The organism is Pseudomonadota bacterium (assembly GCA_018823285.1).
Taxonomy (GTDB): domain Bacteria; phylum Desulfobacterota; class Desulfobulbia; order Desulfobulbales; family JAGXFP01; genus JAHJIQ01.
Window position 1 is genome coordinate 33,978 of sequence record JAHJIQ010000058.1, and the last position, 18,544, is coordinate 52,521.

The following is an 18,544-nucleotide window of genomic DNA, read 5'->3' on the forward strand; positions in this document are numbered from 1 at the left end:
CCACAATTTCTGACCCATAAAACAGCAAACATCACCGGTTTGAGATGACCATTGAAAAGAAAAACCGGGAACCCCGACTTACTCATGCCGATCTGACCCGTTGGGAAAAAAAGAACCAGGCGGCGCCGCATGTTCCCAAAGCAAAGGAAACCAGGAGGGCCAACTCACCTGAGATACTCGCCACATTACCACCGCGAACAAAAATATCAAGAAAGGCTTCCAACCCCCACCCCACCGGCGACAGAACGCTGATTTTCCGCATCACCTCAGGCATCGCGTAAACGGGAACCATCACCCCGCCGATGGCGGAGGCGGCCACTACCGATATTGAACCGAACATCGAAGCCTGTTCGTATGATCTGGCCAGGGTCCCAAGCATGATCCCGTAACCGGTAGCGGCGAGGGTTGCGGCTAAAACAACCAGCAGGGCCGCGAGGGATTGATCCCCAACCATGAAGACATCGGTGCCGAGAGCTGGCAGAAGAAATTTACCAATCAGCAGAATAAGCGCGAACTGGCAGAAGCAGACCACCACGAAAGTCACCAGTTTCCCGCCAAGGATCACCGGATAGGGCACCGGCATGCTCAGAAGCCGGGTCAGAGTCCCCTCCTGCCTTTCCCTGATCAGTGAGCCGGACATCGGCACCACGATGAAAAACATCCCGAACAACGCCCAGGCAGGCACATTATGCTGGATCGGGCTCGGCACAACCGCCAGTCCATCGAGCGATGCGGAAGAAGCGGTGACCGACAGAAGCTGTTCAGGGCCGAGATCGATCTGCAGCTCGGGAATCTTGATCATCCCGGCAAAATTCCCCGCCGCCTTTCTGAGCTCAACCTCAAGATGGTCGGGGAGTTTCTCGGACAGGGCCTTTATTTTTTCAGCCGTTTCAAACCCGAGCAGGCCAAGCTGGAGTGCGTTCTGCATCGCCGAACGAAAACCGCCGAGAACCGTCGGGTCAAAATAGATCTCTACGACGGGCAAATCCGCAAACGTCCCTTGCTCACCCTTTAACGAGCCTTCTATCTCCTTTCGGGTCCGTTCCGCAAGATCACGGCTCAGACCTTCTGGAATCACGATGCAGGCCTGATAGTCACCGCCGGCAACCAGCTTTATGGCTTCCGCCCGTTCCACCCTGCGGCCGCCGATCTCCGTCACCAGATCGATCCTGGTCATCTTCCCGACAATGTGCCGCCCGAGTTCTCCCTGATCATTATCCACCATGAGGACCCGGGCGGCAGTCTCGCCCATCAATTTGTGGACATTCTCCTGCACCAAGGTAATAATCAGGACCAGAACGGCCGGCATCACGAAAAGAACAAGCAGTCCGGCCCGGTCACGCCAGAGCAGCAAGAGGTCTTTCCTCATGGTCGCAAACAGTTTTCCCATCTAGTCTCTCAGGCTCCGTCCGGTCAGATTGAAAAAAAGATCCTGCAGGGTTTTGTGCCCGCCCTCCCGCATCAGCTCGGAGGGAACACCTTCGGAAATCACCCTTCCCTGATCAATAACCGCCACCTCATCGCAGAGTCTTTCCGCCTCTTCCATATAATGGGTCGTGTAGAGCATGGTCATTCCCTGCCCGCGCAACTCAAGAAGACGGTCCATGATCATGTTCCTTGACTGGGCGTCAATCCCCACCGTCGGTTCATCCAGAAAGAGGAGTTTCGGCTGATGGAGAATCCCTGCCGCCAGATTGACCCGTCTTTTCATCCCTCCGGAGAAAGAATCCACCCTCTGGTCACCGCTGTCGGCAAGTCCGACCAGGGCCAGGCATTCGCCGACCCGTCGCTGCAGGACCTCGCCCCCCATTCCATATAACCTGCCGAAATAACAGAGATTTTCCCTTCCGGTCAGTGACGGATAGAGGGCGATATCCTGGGGTACCAGCCCGATCATCCGGCGGATTGCCGAAGGCTTTTTCCCGCAGTCGCGACCAAAGATCTCCACCGAGCCGCTGGTCGGTTTGAGCAGGGTGCTCATGATTGAAATGGCCGTAGTCTTCCCGGCCCCGTTCGGCCCGAGAAAACCGAAGATGGTGCCGCTCCTGATCTTCAGATCAACCCCGGAAAGGGCGGGGTGTTTCATCCCCCGAAAGATTTTGACGAGCCCTCGCGCCTCAAGGGCAAGTTCTCTTCCGGAACCTGAAACGTTCATCGGTTCAGCCATTTTCAGCATCTCCGAGCCGCTTATTGCTCCGGGCAAACCTGACAAAATCAAAAAAATTACCGAGAAACCGCCGCCAGCTGTCCGGAGAGCGCCAGAGCATGGTCAGGTAACCGAGCAGGACTTTCGGCCGCATATAATGGGTCTTGTAGAAACGGATGAACAGTTCTTCCATCCGTTCTTTGTCCATCCCCTTGGGCACAAACTGGAACCGCATGCAGTCCATCTTTTCCCAGTTCTCTTCAAAACTCCCCAGCTCATGGATCTTTTCATAGATCGGTGAACCCGGGAAAGGGGTGAACTTGGCGAGATTGAAATCATCGATCGGCAGGGAGAACACATAGTCCATGCTGCGCCGGATGCTTTCCTCGCTCTCTCCCGGCAGCCCCATCATCAGAAGGCCCTTGGTCCTGATCCCGGCCCGTTTGATCATCCTGATCCTGTCGGCCAGCATGGAAAGATCCGCATTCTGCCGGTGTTGGGCGAGAAGGTTTTCATCCCCCGTCTCGATCCCCAGGCTGATCATCCAGCAGCCGGCCTGTTTCATGCGCTGTAAAAGATCGAAATCAATGTGCTCGGCGCGCACCGCGCAGTTGAAGGTCATGTCCAGGGAGCGGTCGATGATCATTCCGGTAAACTCCTCCACCCGCTTACGGTTGAAGGTAAACTGATCATCATAGAAGTTGATGTGCCTGATTCCGAACCTTTCCTTCAGATACTCAAGGTGCTCATAAAGATATTCGGCGGAGTTGTACCTGAAACTGCGACGAAAAACGGAACGGTCACAGTAACTGCAGGCGTAAGGACACCCCCGGCTTGAAATGCAGCTGCTGTTGGGGGCGCGAGGGTAATTAAAGATGGGCAGCATATAAGAATCCGGGTATCCGGCAAGCTTCTCATAGGCCGGGAAAGGCAGGCTGTCGAGTTCCAGGCGTACTTCCCGCTGCCCGTTATTGATCACCGTCCCGTCAGCACTCCGGTAGACAACACCCTTCAATCCTGCCGGGTCCTGCCCGCCAAGCCGGACCAGTTCGGTCAGGGTCTGTTCGCCTTCACCCATGATCGCATAATCGACCACCGGGTAATCCCTGACACTTCTTTCGGCCAGCGCCGATACATGGACCCCGCCGAATACGGTATGAATTCCCGGCAGTTCACTGCGGGCCATTTCCGCGATCCGTACCCCATCCAGAAAACTGGAAGTGGTACAGCTGAGGCCGATAAATCCCGGCTTTTTTTCGCGCAGGTATTCCCTGATCAGACCATCGGATTCAGGATGGGCATAGCAGTCGATGATATCGGCCCTGATCCCCTCCCGCTCGAGATAAGCGGCAATTCCTGCCAGACCGAGGGGCGGCATGATATTCGCCATTCGCGAGATGTCTCTCCCGGCGGCCTCTTTCAGGTACCCGAGCGGGTGAACGAGAAGAATCCTGTTGTCATCAGTTGCTGGCATAGTGAAGTCCTGAAAAATTATTGCTGCAGCAGGAGCGCTGCGTTGATCCCGCCAAAACCGGAATTCGTGCTTAAGACGGACGGCCCGGTCAGCGGCAACGCATCCTCTCCGGAAACGTTCATTCCGTCTTCCGACTCCTCTAATCCCACCGTTGGCGGCAACACCCCCGCCTCAAGGCTCCTGACGGCGATGGCTGCTTCTATAACACCAGCCGCGCCAAGGGTGTGTCCGATTGCGCCCTTGACCGAATGGAAGGGGATCGTGCCCGACCAGAGGTCTGAAAAGGCCCGCATCTCCATTGCATCATTATAGGTTGTGCCGGTCCCGTGAGCATTTATCCCGCCCGGAACCAACCCGCCGCGCAACGCTTTTTCAATCACCCTGATCAGACCGCTGGCCTCCCGGCAGGGCGCGGTAATATGCCCGGCATCACAGGAGACCCCCCAGCCCCCTGCCCTTGCGAGAACGGGCCAGGATCTGGCAGAAGCCTCTTCCACCGTTGCCAGAAGGAGTGCGCCACCGCCTTCACCAAGAGAGAGACCGTTTCGGTTCCGGTCAAAGGGACGACTTCGCTCCGGAGAGAGGGCGTGCAGTTTTGCAAAGCCACTGGTGACAAAGGTGCTGACCAGATCCAGGCCGACCACCAGACAGACTTTCTCGCCACCGGGAGCCAGAAGTCTCTGCACTGCCTGGATGACGGCAATGGTCCCGGAGGCACAGGCCCCGCTTACCGTGCTGCGCTTCCCGGTAATTCCGGCAATTTTTGTGATATCGGCGGCCACTTCCCACGGCTGCCCAGGCCAGTCGATATTTTTCGCGAACAGTTCATCGGGAGCGCCTTTGGTGGTTGAAGCAACCAGCCCCGCCCTTTCCGGAATTTCCGGCAGACCGGCGACAAGTTTTCTGACCAGATTTTTCAATCTCAAGGATGAACCCGGTGCACCATCAAGACCGGGTACCAGACCAACCGGCCATCCGGCCAGCGCTCCCGGCAAGCGGTCTTTTTCCAGCGCGGATTTTTTTCTCATCAGGCCCTGCCAGGTTGCCTCCAGATTACCCAGGGCTGTTTCCACCGCTGCCGCGACGATGACGACTTCCTTCATCCGAACACTCCGCTCTGCCATTCTCTCCGGAATGCAGCGATCCAGTCCGGTGGCAACAGGATCGTTGTCCCGGAGAGATCGGTCAGGAGCTGGACCGTGTACCCCCGGGCGGCGAGCCTGCCGTCCGCTCCATTTATCCGGTATTCGAAATTGAACCTCAGCGCGTCACTCCAGTGCAGGGTGGTAATGATCTCCATCTCTTCATCAAAATGAAGCGGGGACTGGTAATCGAGATGAATCCGGACAATAGGGGCCGCCGTTTTTTCTTCACGCATCTTCCCGTAGCTTAACGCCGGATAGCGGTCACCAAAGGCAACCCTGCCATCGTCAAGATAGCTGACATAATTGCCATGCCAGACAATGCGGAGCATATCAACCTCTTCAAACCTGACCCTCCGGGTGGCCCTGGCGGTCAGTGCTGATGGAGCCGCCGGGTCGACGGTGAAATATGCTCTGGCAAAACCCATCCTCAGTTCCCACCCTCACGGTAGAGTATAGTCCCGGCGGAGACCTTGCCGCCTTCTCTGCTGAGCCGGAACCTGACTTCCCAGCAGGCGTCAATCTTTTTCATGACAAGGGAGATATTGATCTCCTCCTCAGGCAGGACCATGGCGCTGAACTTCAGCTTTTCCGTGGCAACCGGTTCAAGTTCAATGCCGGCCGCCGAAGAGGCGAGAATCCTGACGGCAGCCAACTGGATCACTGCCGGCAACACCGGTTGTCCAGGAAAATGACCGTCAAAAGCGGCAAAATCAGCGGGGCATTTGATCCTCGCTGTGACCTTGCCCTCATCCGGTTCAAAATTGCGGTTCAGAAATGTTTTTTCAAGATCAATCATTGCCAAATTATTTAATCACATTCATTTTCTTTCCAACCGAAGAAGAGGGATAAACCATCCCGAATCAAGGACAGCTCCCGACACACCCGGCTCAGTTCTCTCTTTATTAATTAAATACTCGACCGACCACAACTCAAAAGGGCCAAAGCCAACCGATTTGATCAGCCGACCATTGCTCTTTTCACCAAAACAGCGCTGGAGCAGGAATTCCTGCCGGCATGGAACCGATGTTTTCCCGGCAGCGGACTGAAATATGCGGTGCAGCCCGGTGCCCAGAAAGGCAGGCAAGCCCTTTTCCCTGATGACCGGGAGAGCTGTCTGCACCTCGATTTCACCATCGGGCCCGATCTTTTCAGCAAGCAGTTTGATACCGGTGCTGTCGAGCACTACGGCCTCAATGCCACTCCCTGAAATTCGCAGTGCCAGCAGCCCCGTGAATTGCGGATTTTGCCGACTGCCGATGTTCAGTTGCCATAGACTCCGCTCAACCGGCAGCAATTGCTCCGGCCCAACGCTGCTTACAGTCAGCCGGGAACATCCGACCAGAAAACCGATCAAGAGGATTGCGAGCAGAGCGCGGATCATTGATCTCTCCGGGCAAGACCCAGCAGCACGGGAGTGACCAGCAACGCAACGGGCCAGGCGGCTCCAATCCCCACCAGGACCGTCGACCCCAGAGCCTTCAGGGCCGGATGTGAAGCGAGAGCAAGCACTCCGAAGCCTGAGAGAGTACTCACCGCACAGACGGTCACCGCCTTGCTGGTGGCCCCTGATATTGAATTCTGCTCTGAACGGGCAATAAATATCCCGTAATCAACACTGATCCCGATGACCATAATGCCCATGAGTGCGTGCATGATATTTAAATCCCCGCCGGTGATTCTTGCAAACACCACCATTGCTGAAAGAGCCGCGATCACCGGGGCCAGCACGGCAAAAACCCTGAGCGGATTCCTGAAGACAAAGCTGCAGATCAGGATAACAATCAGCGCTGCGGCGAGCGAGAGTCTGACGATGTCACGCTCAAGCTGTTTTTCCACCTCATCCCGCCAGCGGCTGTTGGAGATGACCCTTGTGCCACTGATTGTTTTCGGCATGTCGCTCAACAGAGAACGATAGGCATCACTGTCCGGCACCACGGTTGCCACAAGAAAGGTGCCCGGATCATTTCCGGAAGATTTAACCTCGCTGAACAATGATTTCATCAAGGGTCGCAACGGGCCGTTGAGCATGATTTCAGGGGAAAACACTTCCGGAATATTCGAAATTCTTTCCAGAAAAGGGGTAAAAGCCTTCCCGGTGAAACCGGCATCAAGTGCTTTATTTTCCAGCAATGCGGAAAAATGGGTAAACCGCTCCCGCCAGAACAGGCCCCAGTTTTCAATATTGCGCCGCTGCCGGGCAGGTCCGGGTAAAATGGGTGCCAATGACTGGACTCCGGAAAGACCCGCCCCCTCCTGCAGCTTCAAATACACCCGGTCATTGATATCGAGAGCTTCCTGCCCTGAGTTTCCGGTGGCAACAATAAAAGCCTGGTCATGACCATGCCCCCAGTTGGAAATAAAACGCTCCTCATCATATCGCACCGAATCCGATGGCACATCAAGGGCTCTCAGATCACCATTGTAATGAAGCCCGGGGGCACACACCACCGCCGCCGCCACCAGGGTGAGCCATACGAGTACAGCGATCTTCCCTGCAATCGCCCCAGCTTTTCCGGGTCTCACGAACTCAAACCCCACGTCTGTCCCGATCCGGATTTTCCTGGCATACCCGGCGGCGATTCCAGGAACCAGAAACCAGGAGATCACCAGAGCCCAGGAAAGACCGGCAATTGCAAGAAAGGCCATCTGCCGGTGCGAAGGAACTTGTGAGAAGAGCAGAACGACAAAAACCGAGATGGTGGTCAGGGCCGCCGTCAGAAGCGAGCGCTGAAGCTCCGGTGGTATTTTTTTCGGCTCAACACTTTCGGAACAACCGAGAAAGATATGGACCGCAAAATCGACACCGATCCCAAGGAGCACAATCCCGAAACCAAGCGCCATCGAACTGACCGTGCCGAACCACAGCGAAACAAGGGCAATTGCCGGTGGGGCTGCGAGAAATGGTATGGCAACCACCAACAGGGCCCGCAGATCCCTGAGGAAAAAGAGGAGAAAGGAAACCAGAACCAGCATGGCGGCGGGCAGAAGTTTTTTCAGGTCGTTCTTGATTGCCTCACTGTTCGCCAGGGTATGCGGCAGCGCCCCGGTTATCCCGCCCCTTATACCAGGGGAGAGACCTGAAGAGAAAATGGATCCCAACTCTTCCATGATCCTGCCCGCTTCTGCCGAGCTGGTCAGCGGCAGTCTGCTCTCGGCCCAGATCAAGCAACTGCGGCCATCCTGACTGAAGAAGTACCCGTCATTAACCTGCATCTTCATCCCCCCTTTCAGGGCCATGAATTTTTTCATAACGAGCAACGAGAGGTCGAGAGGGTCTTCCCTGATCCGGTTCACCAGGGCAATTCCCGCGAGACTGTTCAGGGCCATAAAATTCTCTTTAAGCTTCTCTTCTAGAAATTCCGGCTCCAGACGTTCGGCAATGACCGGCAGATCACCGCTGTCGATCAGATTAGGCAGTAACGTGCTGATTGTATTAGATATTTCAAACTCAAAACCTTGGGGGAGCCGATAAAAAATCTCTGAAAAGAGCGGGTTGCCAACCATGGCAGCGCCAATATTTTCAGCTGATTCCTTTAGAGCCGACTGTAGTTCGGGAAGAGACCGGGGCGGAGATCCGTCCTTCTCTTCCAGGGAGATAAAGATCCGATTGATTACCCCGAGTTTCTGGAGACTTGCCAAGTCCTCGCTGACGGCAGACTGCGGAAGAAGGTCGAGGGCGTCTTCGGCCAACCGGACATTCCAGACGCCGGCAAGACCGGTGATGGTAATGAAAAGGATTAGAATTCGAAGCGAAAGAGATGATTTGCCCTTTGAAGAGATCATTGCTTAATCTGCGTACGTTCCTTCTCTACCGGGCATTCTGAAAAAGTTGCCGGCGGCAGTTGAAGATTCAACTGGTATGCGCTGAAAAAAAGTTCGGTTCGGTCACCCGCAGGCTCCATGATGCTGACCCGCACCGGCTGCAATGTTTCCGGATCAAACCGGACCTGAATCCTGCTGATAAAGACCGCAGCGCCACCTTTGACAGGCGTCATGGAGAGAAGTGGCCCGGCAGAAAAAGCCATGGCAAACTCATCACCCATTTCCCGGTATGAGCCACTGGTCCAGCTCCAGAGCTGCCTGGCGACAAGCCGCATGACCGGGTCGGAGTCCAGACTGAACCGGATCTTTTTCCCGGACGGTTCACACTTGGCGCCGGAGCTGCCGTTTAAAATAAGAACGGAAGGGATCGGTTCGGTGAACTCCCAGCGCAGACGGTCGGGCCTTTCCAGCGATAAACTGCCCGAAAAAATCACCGGCTCCGGAAAAATTGAAAGATGCCTTTCCTGGATAAAGTTGCAGCGAAACGAACTGACGGTTGCGGCCTTTTCTTCCACCCGATCCAGAAAATCGTTCAATTGTACCTGATCGGCAGATGCCATGCCGGACAGAAAGAAAAGATAAAGGACACCCCCAAGGAGTACCCGGCCTGCGCTTGCGGCCATTCTTTTTGACACGTTCACTCCTCCCAGGCCTTGACGCTGCCGCTGGCGATCAGGTCGCCTGAAGGGGTGAAGATCTTGCCGCTGACCACCGTGACCTGCCCGAATTCGAAGTCCTTGACTATCTCCACCCGGAAGGGCCCGGAGGAGCGGGGATGGTCCTGCCAGCGAAAGTCGTCGATCCCGACCAGAAAGCCCTTCCCGCTCTCCTTGCCGTCAACCAGGGAGTCATACCCGTTTACCGCCGCCATCGACTGGGCCATCAGTTCCATGAAATATTCAGGGATTACGCCAGCCCCATCGGGGTTGAAAATCCCGCCGGTGGGAGCATCCCCTTCCACCACCGAGAAATTTCCCGGGCGATCCCTTAATAGCAGTCGGTGAGCAACCTGCATCGGCGGGCGTTGAGGAATCAGCTTTTCAACAGTACAGGGAAGATCAGGGATTTTTTTAGAAGTACTCAAAACGGTTTCCGGTGATTCATTCAGTCATGGTAATTTCGATTGGCAAAACACACGCAACTTCCAGAACACATCTTAAATATAAAGGCCGCCGTTCACACTGATAACCTGCCCCGTAATGTAGGAAGCATCATCTGACATCAGGTACTCCACCACCGAGGCAACCTCCTCCGGCCGGCCGACCCGGCCAAGGGGTACGCCCGCAAGCATTTTATCAAGGGGCAGCCCTTCGATCATTTCGGTATCGATCAGTCCGGGCGACACCACATTGACCAGGATCTTCCTTTTGGCGACTTCCCGGGCAAGGGATTTTGCCGCCGCGATCATCCCCCCTTTTGCCGCGGAATAATTAAATTGCCCGGGCTGCCCGGCCTCCCCGGAGGTCGAGGCGATGGCGACAATTCTCCCCCGGCGGACCGACATCATTTCTTTGACGATCAACCGGCTGACCAGGAAAAAACCGGTGAGATGCACCCTCATGACCAAATCCCAGTCCTTGGTTTGCATCATCGCGAGCAGCGAGTCGCGGGTAATTCCGGCATTATGGACCAACCCGAATGGCGTTTCCTCTTCAAGGAGCGGCAGCAGGGAGGCATGCATCGCCTCTTCGTCGGCCACGTCAAATGGAAGCAGTGTACATTTACGCCCCATTTTCTCGATTTCTCCGGCAACCTCACCCGCCGCCTGATGATCGGAGCGGTAATTCAGCCAGATGTCACGGCCGCTTACGGCAAGCCTTCTGGCAATTGCCGCACCGATGCCCTTGCTTGCCCCTGTAACGAGAATCGTTCCGGAATCGGCCATACTCCCTCCGCAATTGGTCTGATAAAAAAATTCCTGTTACGGCCGACCTTCAAAGAAGGGACTAACAGGAATTTTCTTTGCTGTTTTTTATTTATTGCTCAATAGCCGCATCACTACCTGCCCAACGCTTTCTGGGCATAGCCTCTAATCTTCCGGTTATTGGCATTCTTGGCGATGGTCTCGACCGCAGCATTGTATTTCGGAAGGCCCGGGGCCCCCAACGCCTTTACCATCCAGGCCACAGCATCGACATGGTTCCGGTCACGTGTATTCTGGTTATACATTTCCATCACCACCTTTTCCAGCACATCGAGGACCGCCGGGTCCTTGACCCCGTCCCGGATGATCTTCTTGGCGCCATAGACCTTGTCTTTCAGGTTCGGAGACTCCAGTTTCTGGATATAATCTGTCTGCTTCATTGCCCCTCGCACTGGCGGCGGCGGGGTGTAGGCCGGGGTGTAGGCCGGAGTTTCCTGGATCGGTTTCAGTTCACCGGAGATGCTCTTCACCATATTGCCGACCGCAATGGGCCCGGCCCCGTCACCCTTTTCCTCGGTAATTGTCGCGGTGGCGATTTTTTTGCTGATGCTGGTGATCTTGAGCTTGCCGGTCTGAATTTTTTCCACATCCAGGACTTCCCCGGTCTTGGGATGTTTAATGACCTTGCCTTCCTTGAAGATCATGAATTCCATGTCATCCTTGACTCCGGCCAACAGTCCGAGATCGATGGCAACCGTTTTCCCGGATCTGGAGATGATATACCCTTCCAGCGGGAAGTTCTTGATGATCTTCTCCGACATCTGGACAATCAGGCTCTGCAGACTGGTGGAGGCGGTGCTCTTCACATTTTCGGCGGCAATGATCGAGGCGGTTTCGACATCAATGATCCTCGCATTGACCTCAAGGATGTTCTGGAGCTTCATGACTGACCCGGAGATGATAACCTTCACTCCGAGAATCTTCCCGAGCTGGGTGGCGCTGCTCTCATCGATAATCCCGCTCATCGCCATCTTCTGTTCATTCAGGATCTTCTGCAGCATGGCCCGCTCGACCACGTCAAACCGCCCTTCCTTGACCAGGGCGGTGATGAACCACTCGGCAACAATCGACCCCATGTCCTTGGTTTCATACCCTTCACCCTGGAGCTGAAAGTCCAGAACCGCGACCTTGGTCTTGACAAAGTCGGCAGAAGCGGTGAACGGCAAAGACCAGAGGACCAACAGCACTCCCATTAGCAGGGACAGACATCTTTTCACGGTAATCTCCTTAAAGTATTTCACTCTCAATAAAGCAATTTCTGATTGAATCCACTTCCCGCATCTCATCATTTCAGGCTGATGACCACCCTGCTGCCTTTAATATCAGTCACCGCGAGCTTCTTGCCGCCGGCCAGTTTGCTGCCGTCCACCGCCTCGGCAAAACTGTCGGCGCTTCCCCGGAAAACCACCGAGAGCTGCAGTTTTCCGCCCCCGAACCCTCTCTTGTTGATCGAGGAGACATCCAGGGTCGAAATGATCTGACGCACCTCTTTCTGGGTGCTGAAATCACTCACGTTATTCACGGTCACCTCCAGGGTCATCCCATTGTTGACCGTATCCTGGAAGGAGGATACGATCTCCTCAAAGAGCTTGTGGTCCATAAGTTTCGTGGCCGCCTTCTCGGTGGCTTTCTCCATCGCTGAATCCGGAGAAATGTGGGCTGCCGCTCCGAGGGCAGCCTTCGAGGCAATGATCCTCGCATTGGAGGCATTGACAACCTTGGCGGTTATATTGGCCTGCCCCGAGACCATTCCGGCGTCGCCCAGCAGATCATTCTTCATGGTGCTCTTGATGACCTTGCCGACAATCACATATTCAGCGCCGTTGGCCGCACCCAGCTTGGCTGCGGCCGCCGGATCTCCTTCGGTAGCCTTCTGGATAAGGACATCATCTTTATCCATGAGCGCGGCCACGGCAGCGGCATCGACCAGTTCGAATTTCTTCTCACCCAGATAGTCAAGAATGGCGGTCTCGGCGGAATTGCCGCCCTCTTCCCTGATCAGAACCATCATTCGCGGTTTGTCCATCGACTCGAGGAGAACCTTGAGCGCGATCAGGTCCTGCTTGATACTGGCCCTTGAAACCACCGCACTGATCTTGACCAGGAAGGTGTCCGCGCCCTGCGGTTCCTCTTTTAAAATCTTGTAGCTCTTGACCGCGCCGACTGTTCTGGTCAGGATCACATCTTTCTGCAGCATGAAGTTTTTGATCTCGGTCTCGGAGATCAGCATGGTGCCGATCCCGCTGCTCACGGCTTCTCTCTTTGCCTTCAGCAGGGCATCGCTTCTGTTGGTGCCGTAACCTTCCGCTTCAACCGTGATATCTCCCTCAAGGTCCGCCGCATGCAGTGACGCTGCAACAGGGACGAGCAGGGAGAACAATACCAGGAGTCCTATCGTGAAACGTCTCGAGGCTGAGCGCGAACGGCGGGATACTTCAAGCTGCGCTTCTTGCATTTCGCTTTGCATGATCAAAACAAACCTCCGGTCAGAAATAGTTTAGTAAATGATACCCATAGCATGAACCCATCCCGAGCCCTTTGTCAACATCATCGCAGGCATCTATTCGGCGATCCTTGACACTTTACCGTTGCGGTCAAATTCAACCGTAATCCGGTTGAATCTGCTGCTCCAGTAAAGCCATTCCCGCGCCCCCATAAGTTCTCTCTTGTTGGCGAACTTCGGGGGATATCCCATGGTGATCAACACCCCGTCCCGACTCATGCCGGGTCGGACCCGGCCGTCATAGATCCCGTCCCGGTCAAGTTCGGAAAGGCTTTCAACTTTCCGGCGGATCGGTTCCGGATCTTCAATGAAGACACTTTTGATATGCTCTTCCAGACCCTGGTTCTGACGGCTGTTGTAGTGGAATTCATACTTCCATTTCTTGCCGCTGTCCTTGTCGGCAAACATCAGAAAGTTGCGATACACTTTCAGAATCTTGACTTCCGTACCCCAGGGGATGAGTCCGCCATCTAGCTGGTAATTGACAGATGAAACCTTGCCGAGTCTCTGGTCGCCATGCAGATTGTAGGCCAGATAATAATATTTCCCCTCCATTTTCTGCAGAGCCTTGGAGTCGGCGGGAAGCTTCCCTGAGGCTGCTGATGCAGAAGGACAGATAAACGCAAAAATCAGAGCGATCACGAAAAAAACATCAAGTTTCTTCATAACGTTCCACCTTCCAGAAATTTTCTTAAAGCTTAAGTTGAGCAGCTTGTCTGCTCGTACCGATAAGCGAGCCTGCGAGACATCGAGACTTATACCCGCAGGGTGAAAAGCTTAAGTTGAGCAGCTTGTCTGCTCGTACGGATCTTATACCCGAAGGGTGTAATAAGCACATACAGTATCATATTTCCATAACAATTTCAGCCCGGCCAAAGGGTGCCGTAATCTGCCAGCTGATCTTTCCTGTATAGGCGCCTGGGAAAGCGGCAACCGCTCCGGTGATCGCCCCCGCATAGGCCATCGGCTGTGGCGCCCCCCCCTCCTGCAGACCTGGACCGGACCACCTCTCCCCGTTTCTGGTGAGAAAGTCGGCCGGATCACATTCCGCTTCCACAAGCCCGATTGTTTTCAGCCTGCATAAAGAGCAGTCAACCTGTTCCGCCGGATCCAGAATCCAGGCGACACTGTTCCGGTACCAAGGGACCGTATCGGTTCCATAGGAGCGCCGGTAAGCGTCGGCAAGAAGCTCGCTGTAGGTCTCAACCCCGATCACAATCCCTCTCTCAATCCGTCCCACGGCCACAGCGGTTCTCGCCTCTTCCATGGCAATCAGGAGAGGCCAGCCATAATTGGTGATGGTCAATGCCGGCCCTCTGATATCCAGAAGTCTTGCCACATACCCCGCAGCCGCATTATAGACCGAATGGGAAAAAAGGGTTGGAGATATCTGCCCCTCCCCGTCATCGATCAATGACCCGAGGGACTCGAAGTTCGTTTCCAGAGGACCATAAGCGGTGCCGATATAAACGCCGACGTTTTCCGGTGGGAGATCGCGCCCGGGGGCTGCGGCCAATGCCGCAGCGGCACTCAGTACGGACATCTGGATGAAGTTGTCTGCCCGACGCAGGTCCCTGGCCATATGGTCGGGAATCTGATAGTTTTCCGGGAGATCATATGCGGAAGTCACCGCAACCGGCCTGTTCATAACGCCTCCATGATCAGAACCGAATTGCCGCCGCCAAATGCCAGCGACTCGGAGAGACCGATTTTCCCCGAGAGCTCTCGGCCCTGGTTGCGGGCAAGAGGTTTGACCGGCAACTGAAGATCAACTTTCTCACAACCGACCGTTCCCGGACTGTATCCCGCACGAAGAGACATGAGAGTAAATATGGCCTCAATTCCACCAGCCGCGCCGAGGGTATGCCCGGTCACTCCTTTGGTGGAAACGATCGCCACCTGCTCAGGATATTCGAGGATCTCCGCCAGAGCGGAGGTTTCAGCGACATCATTCGCCCTGGTCCCGGTGCCATGGGCGTTGATCAGGGCAAGTTCCACATCGGGACCTGCATCCCGCAATGCCTGGGCAAGGGCGTTTTTCAGCCCTCTTCCTTCGGGGTGCGGCGCAGTCGGGTGCCAGGCATCCGCGGCACAGCCATACCCCCGAATCCGGCCCAGCGGCTCACCACCTCTTTTTTCTGTATCCAAAAACCTTTCAAGCACCACAACCCCGGCCCCTTCTCCAAGGTTCAGGCCCTTGCGGTCGCCGCTGAAAGGCCGGCAAGGCTCGCTGTCCGACAACATCAGACTGACAAAACCGTTATAGGCCACCCGGGAGAGTTCATCGGCACCGCCCGCTATGGCAATGTCGCAAAGCCCGGCGGCAAGCCAGTTCCTGGCCACTCCGATGGCATCCGTACCCGAAGCGCAGGCATTGGTGATCACCGCCGATGGTCCGGTGGTCCCGAGAATCCGGTGCAGGGCAGAAGCGACATTTCCCGCCAGATAGTACTGCACCGGGGCCAGGTCCGGTTCTTTTCCGTCCCGCCAGGCCTGGTAATATTCTTCGTTATGGAACGTGCAACCCACGGTGGTGCCGAGGGCGATGCCGACCCTTTTTCCTTTCAGCGAATCTGGAGAAATCCCGGACCGGTCGAGGGCCTCGGCAGTCGCACTGCAAGCGAGAAGGATGGTCCGGCTGACCTGTTCCCTCCGGAACCTCGGAGCCGTTGCCGATACCAACCCCCTTGCCCGTTCGGTAAAGCAGTTTTCCGGAGCAGCAAACACCGGGTATTCAAGTATTGTATGAAACAGGTATTCGGGAACCTGGGCACAGTTTACCCTGCCCTCTGCAAAATTTCCCCAGAGTTCGTCAATATTGGTACCGGCCCCGGCCATACAGCCCATACCGGTAATCGCTATCTGATTGTTACAGGCCATAAAAAAAGTTATATGACATCATCCCGCAGAAGTATGTGATCAGCAACACAGGAGGCAGGTGAATAATCACCTTGCACACTCCGGAAACGCCCTCCCGACCGGAACCTGATGCTGTTTTTTCCCGCTCCATGAATGTGACGGGAAGTGCCGGCCGGATATTCTCAAACGTTTCAACACCAGATCATCTGCGATCGCTGATAAACCGGGCCAGAGAGTTTACAGACTTGAAGGCCATCTGCCCTTCGTCCATATCTTCAATCTGGACGCCAAAATGCTTCTGTACCAGGACCACCAGCTCAACGGCGTCAAGCGAATCAAGGCCCAGCCCTTCCTCGAAAAGAGGATCATCGTCTCTGATGTCACCGGCCTGGACACCCTGCAGTTTCAGGTCCCGGACGATCATCTCTTTTATCTGCTGCTTCAGCTCTTCCATAAAAAAACCTTCTCCACTATGCCGGGCGCGGATTCTCTGTTATCAGCCGGCGTGTCCGCTCACAAATAATTTACCAGAGTGTAAAACCGTGCAGTTTAATAAATTATCGGGTCATTGGCTCCAGAAATCGTAAAAATTGTACCATTGCCAGGGGTACTCTTCGAGGTATTTTTCAACGGATCCGGCAAACATCGAGGCCCATCGGGAAAGACCCTTCCGCCTTTCATTTCTCTCGGTCGGCAGGGGTTGAAAGACATTCCAGACCTTCAGCCGATAACTCCTGCTGCCGGTCTTGGCCGCGAGCAGCACCGCCACCGGACTCCCCGTTGCCCCGGCGAGACTGTAAGCGGCAGCAGGGAGCCTGACCGTGTCGCCCAGAAATTTTGTTTCGGCATAGGGCCCCCCCGTATACCGATCGCCCATAATGGTGACGATCTCCCCGCGCTGCAGCGCGGCTGTTGACTCCACCAAGCCGCCCATAAACCCCTCGCTGTTGATGATGGTAAAAGGGACCGGTTCTTTACGCAGATCAAAATAATGTTTGGCGACCGCTTCATGTTCATAATGCATCAGGGAGTTCACCGGCGCCCCGAGATCGCAGATCCTGGACAAGGCGGTCTGCCAGTTGCCGACATGGGCGGTGAGCAGGATCAGCCCCTTGCCCGCAGCAACCAGTTCAAGCAGCCGGTCACGCCCGTCCAGCTCCCCTGAAAACGAGGCCCCCACGTTGAGCCCGAGCCAGCCCCGATCCACCAGAACCTGTCCGAACGACAGGACGATCCTGAAGGTGTCGACACGTTTTCTCAACCAGCCATGTTCGGGAAAACGGCGGGAGACATAGGGCGAGGTTACCCGGTGGATTTTCCCGCTGCAGATGACATAGACGAAAATAACGGGCAGCAGCAGCAGATACCCCCCCCGGTGTCCGAACAGTTTGAGGGTGAGGTAAAAGCAGTCATGCCCCAGGGATTCCAGTCGCCCTTTCAGATTGCGCTCTTTTTTTCCCACAATCACTCCAGCGAGCCGCAAGCATCACCCGGGACGCTTCGCAGTCTCCTGATTCCGTAGTAGAAAATCGTCCCGACCACGAGCCCGAGCAGGGGGCCGAGAATCAACGAGCCCAACAGCCATTCCCAGAGCCGGTAATGAATCTGCTCCACCATGGTCTCCCAGTTGATGTCGAAAAGCAGCCGGCCGTTTCTCATGAAATACCCGAGCTGGATGCACAACACGGGAACCACCGGGGGCATGCAGAGCTGGCTCGCGGTGACCGCGGCCGGTTTGTTCAGATGCAGCCGGTGACTGACATAGAGGATGGTCACGGTGTGGATGGCGAGCAGCGGCAAGGCCCCGAGAAATATTCCCATCCAGACGGCTGCGGCAAGCTGCAGCGCCGAACTGTGCTCCAGGCACAATCTTTTCAGCAGTCGAAGAGGATGGAGCATCGACAGGTGTTCGTCTCTCTCAGCCTTTTTCGCCGCAGGACTTTTGGCGATCAACCGTTTATGCGGCCAGGGCATGAGGGCGCGGAATACGAGCCTGGTATGCAGACAGGTCAGCCTGAGATTGTCCTTGAACTGGTGGAAATGAGATTCTCTTTCCTCCGGGGTCGGATAATGGACCGAAACCGGTACCGAGACAATCGGAATCCCTGCCCAGGCGGAACGGGTGATGATCTCGACCTCAAAATCATACCGCCGGCAGCCGGTGGCGATGGCCAGCAACTCGTTTACCGGATAGAGCCTGAAGCCGCTCTGGGTGTCGGCAAGCTCAAGACCGCATTCCAGGCGGACCCAGAAGTTGGAAAAAGCGCGTCCGAAAAGGCTTGCCCCCGGGGCATTATCACGATCCATCCGCCGGGCCCCGATCACCATGGCGGGTGTGTTATCCGGAAGGGCCTCAGCCAGCAGGGCCGCCTCTGCGGGATCAAGCTGACCGTCCGCATCAACGGTGATCACCGCCTCATAGCCGAGTTCGCGCGCACGTTCCGCCCCGGCAAGAATGGCAGCGCCCTTCCCCCGGTTTTCCGGCAGGAGCAGCACCTCGCATTGGCGCCCGGCAAGAGTCGCGGCCCCGCCATCGGTGCTGCCGTCATCAACGACCAGTACCTGCCAGCCGGAGGCCACCGCCCGATCAACCACGGAGGCGACTGTCCCTCCATGATTATAGAGCGGAATGAGCAGCAGTATTTTCGTACGATCACTCCCCATGGTCAAC

The 18,544-nt window shown here is 55.7% G+C and carries 19 protein-coding genes; all 19 read right to left on the minus strand.

What is annotated here, in order from left to right; genetic code table 11:
* Positions 1–82: 82 nt before the first annotated feature.
* The 19 genes from KKG35_13510 to KKG35_13600 all read right to left on the minus strand — a co-directional run bounded on the left by KKG35_13510 (position 83) and on the right by KKG35_13600 (position 18,537).
* The gene (locus KKG35_13510) at positions 83–1,390 is read right to left on the minus strand and encodes an ABC transporter permease (protein MBU1739144.1); all 1,308 of its coding nucleotides are present in this window, start codon (positions 1,388–1,390) and stop codon (positions 83–85) included.
* Positions 1,391–2,176: an ABC transporter ATP-binding protein gene (locus tag KKG35_13515; GenBank protein MBU1739145.1), complete on the minus strand. Its 786-nt coding sequence runs from the start codon at positions 2,174–2,176 to the stop codon at positions 1,391–1,393.
* Positions 2,160–3,620, minus strand: a complete 1,461-nt coding sequence (locus tag KKG35_13520) for a B12-binding domain-containing radical SAM protein (protein ID MBU1739146.1) — start codon at positions 3,618–3,620, stop codon at positions 2,160–2,162. Before KKG35_13520 ends, KKG35_13515 begins: the two co-directional genes overlap by 17 nt.
* 17 nt (positions 3,621–3,637) lie before the next feature.
* Entirely contained in the window at positions 3,638–4,723 is a 1,086-nt protein-coding gene (locus KKG35_13525; GenBank protein ID MBU1739147.1) for a beta-ketoacyl synthase, read from the minus strand.
* Positions 4,720–5,190 carry an acyl-CoA thioesterase gene (locus tag KKG35_13530; protein ID MBU1739148.1) on the minus strand — a complete coding sequence of 157 codons (471 nt, stop codon included), beginning with the start codon at positions 5,188–5,190 and terminating at the stop codon, positions 4,720–4,722. The genes KKG35_13525 and KKG35_13530 overlap by 4 nt, the downstream gene beginning before the upstream one ends.
* A 2-nt stretch (positions 5,191–5,192) precedes the next feature.
* Positions 5,193–5,561, minus strand: coding sequence for a hypothetical protein (locus KKG35_13535; GenBank protein MBU1739149.1), 369 nt, complete (start codon positions 5,559–5,561; stop codon positions 5,193–5,195).
* Between the two features lie 21 nt (positions 5,562–5,582).
* Entirely contained in the window at positions 5,583–6,146 is a 564-nt protein-coding gene (locus tag KKG35_13540) for a hypothetical protein (GenBank protein ID MBU1739150.1), read from the minus strand.
* On the minus strand, positions 6,143–8,548 hold the full coding sequence (locus KKG35_13545) for a hypothetical protein (protein MBU1739151.1): 2,406 nt from the start codon (positions 8,546–8,548) through the stop codon (positions 6,143–6,145). The genes KKG35_13540 and KKG35_13545 overlap by 4 nt, the downstream gene beginning before the upstream one ends.
* The gene (locus KKG35_13550) at positions 8,545–9,222 is read right to left on the minus strand and encodes an outer membrane lipoprotein carrier protein LolA (GenBank protein ID MBU1739152.1); all 678 of its coding nucleotides are present in this window, start codon (positions 9,220–9,222) and stop codon (positions 8,545–8,547) included. Before KKG35_13550 ends, KKG35_13545 begins: the two co-directional genes overlap by 4 nt.
* Before the next feature lie 2 nt (positions 9,223–9,224).
* Complete coding sequence (locus KKG35_13555) at positions 9,225–9,671, minus strand: ACP dehydratase (protein ID MBU1739153.1); 447 nt, start codon at positions 9,669–9,671, stop codon at positions 9,225–9,227.
* Positions 9,672–9,743: 72 nt separating this feature from the next.
* A complete protein-coding gene (fabG, locus tag KKG35_13560) occupies positions 9,744–10,472 on the minus strand; it encodes a 3-oxoacyl-ACP reductase FabG (GenBank protein ID MBU1739154.1) in 729 nt (242 codons plus the stop codon).
* A 113-nt stretch (positions 10,473–10,585) separates the two neighbouring features.
* Positions 10,586–11,728 carry a CsgG/HfaB family protein gene (locus tag KKG35_13565; protein ID MBU1739155.1) on the minus strand — a complete coding sequence of 381 codons (1,143 nt, stop codon included), beginning with the start codon at positions 11,726–11,728 and terminating at the stop codon, positions 10,586–10,588.
* Between the two features lie 68 nt (positions 11,729–11,796).
* The gene (locus tag KKG35_13570; protein MBU1739156.1) at positions 11,797–12,978 is read right to left on the minus strand and encodes a hypothetical protein; all 1,182 of its coding nucleotides are present in this window, start codon (positions 12,976–12,978) and stop codon (positions 11,797–11,799) included.
* Between the two features lie 93 nt (positions 12,979–13,071).
* Positions 13,072–13,680: an outer membrane protein assembly factor BamE gene (locus tag KKG35_13575; protein MBU1739157.1), complete on the minus strand. Its 609-nt coding sequence runs from the start codon at positions 13,678–13,680 to the stop codon at positions 13,072–13,074.
* 178 nt (positions 13,681–13,858) lie between these two features.
* Positions 13,859–14,662: a hypothetical protein gene (locus KKG35_13580; protein MBU1739158.1), complete on the minus strand. Its 804-nt coding sequence runs from the start codon at positions 14,660–14,662 to the stop codon at positions 13,859–13,861.
* Positions 14,659–15,894 (minus strand): beta-ketoacyl-[acyl-carrier-protein] synthase family protein, encoded by a 1,236-nt coding sequence (locus KKG35_13585; protein MBU1739159.1) that lies wholly within the window; start codon positions 15,892–15,894, stop codon positions 14,659–14,661. The genes KKG35_13580 and KKG35_13585 overlap by 4 nt, the downstream gene beginning before the upstream one ends.
* Positions 15,895–16,075: 181 nt before the next feature.
* Positions 16,076–16,327: an acyl carrier protein gene (locus KKG35_13590; GenBank protein MBU1739160.1), complete on the minus strand. Its 252-nt coding sequence runs from the start codon at positions 16,325–16,327 to the stop codon at positions 16,076–16,078.
* A 111-nt stretch (positions 16,328–16,438) separates the two neighbouring features.
* Positions 16,439–17,341, minus strand: a complete 903-nt coding sequence (locus KKG35_13595; protein MBU1739161.1) for a lysophospholipid acyltransferase family protein — start codon at positions 17,339–17,341, stop codon at positions 16,439–16,441.
* Positions 17,338–18,537: a DUF2062 domain-containing protein gene (locus KKG35_13600; GenBank protein ID MBU1739162.1), complete on the minus strand. Its 1,200-nt coding sequence runs from the start codon at positions 18,535–18,537 to the stop codon at positions 17,338–17,340. The genes KKG35_13595 and KKG35_13600 overlap by 4 nt, the downstream gene beginning before the upstream one ends.
* Positions 18,538–18,544: the final 7 nt, after the last annotated feature.

Bases quoted from the DNA above. Each gene is read 5' to 3' on its own strand.
- KKG35_13510 (MBU1739144.1), bottom strand. From the start codon at position 1,390: ATGGGAAAACTGTTTGCGACCATGAGGAAAGACCTCTTGCTGCTCTGG.
- KKG35_13515 (MBU1739145.1), bottom strand. From the start codon at position 2,176: ATGCTGAAAATGGCTGAACCGATGAACGTTTCAGGTTCCGGAAGAGAA.
- KKG35_13520 (MBU1739146.1), bottom strand. From the start codon at position 3,620: ATGCCAGCAACTGATGACAACAGGATTCTTCTCGTTCACCCGCTCGGG.
- KKG35_13525 (MBU1739147.1), bottom strand. From the start codon at position 4,723: ATGAAGGAAGTCGTCATCGTCGCGGCAGCGGTGGAAACAGCCCTGGGT.
- KKG35_13530 (MBU1739148.1), bottom strand. From the start codon at position 5,190: ATGGGTTTTGCCAGAGCATATTTCACCGTCGACCCGGCGGCTCCATCA.
- KKG35_13535 (MBU1739149.1), bottom strand. From the start codon at position 5,561: ATGATTGATCTTGAAAAAACATTTCTGAACCGCAATTTTGAACCGGAT.
- KKG35_13540 (MBU1739150.1), bottom strand. From the start codon at position 6,146: ATGATCCGCGCTCTGCTCGCAATCCTCTTGATCGGTTTTCTGGTCGGA.
- KKG35_13545 (MBU1739151.1), bottom strand. From the start codon at position 8,548: ATGATCTCTTCAAAGGGCAAATCATCTCTTTCGCTTCGAATTCTAATC.
- fabG (MBU1739154.1), bottom strand. From the start codon at position 10,472: ATGGCCGATTCCGGAACGATTCTCGTTACAGGGGCAAGCAAGGGCATC.
- KKG35_13570 (MBU1739156.1), bottom strand. From the start codon at position 12,978: ATGCAAAGCGAAATGCAAGAAGCGCAGCTTGAAGTATCCCGCCGTTCG.
- KKG35_13575 (MBU1739157.1), bottom strand. From the start codon at position 13,680: ATGAAGAAACTTGATGTTTTTTTCGTGATCGCTCTGATTTTTGCGTTT.
- KKG35_13580 (MBU1739158.1), bottom strand. From the start codon at position 14,662: ATGAACAGGCCGGTTGCGGTGACTTCCGCATATGATCTCCCGGAAAAC.
- KKG35_13585 (MBU1739159.1), bottom strand. From the start codon at position 15,894: ATGGCCTGTAACAATCAGATAGCGATTACCGGTATGGGCTGTATGGCC.
- KKG35_13590 (MBU1739160.1), bottom strand. From the start codon at position 16,327: ATGGAAGAGCTGAAGCAGCAGATAAAAGAGATGATCGTCCGGGACCTG.
- KKG35_13600 (MBU1739162.1), bottom strand. From the start codon at position 18,537: ATGGGGAGTGATCGTACGAAAATACTGCTGCTCATTCCGCTCTATAAT.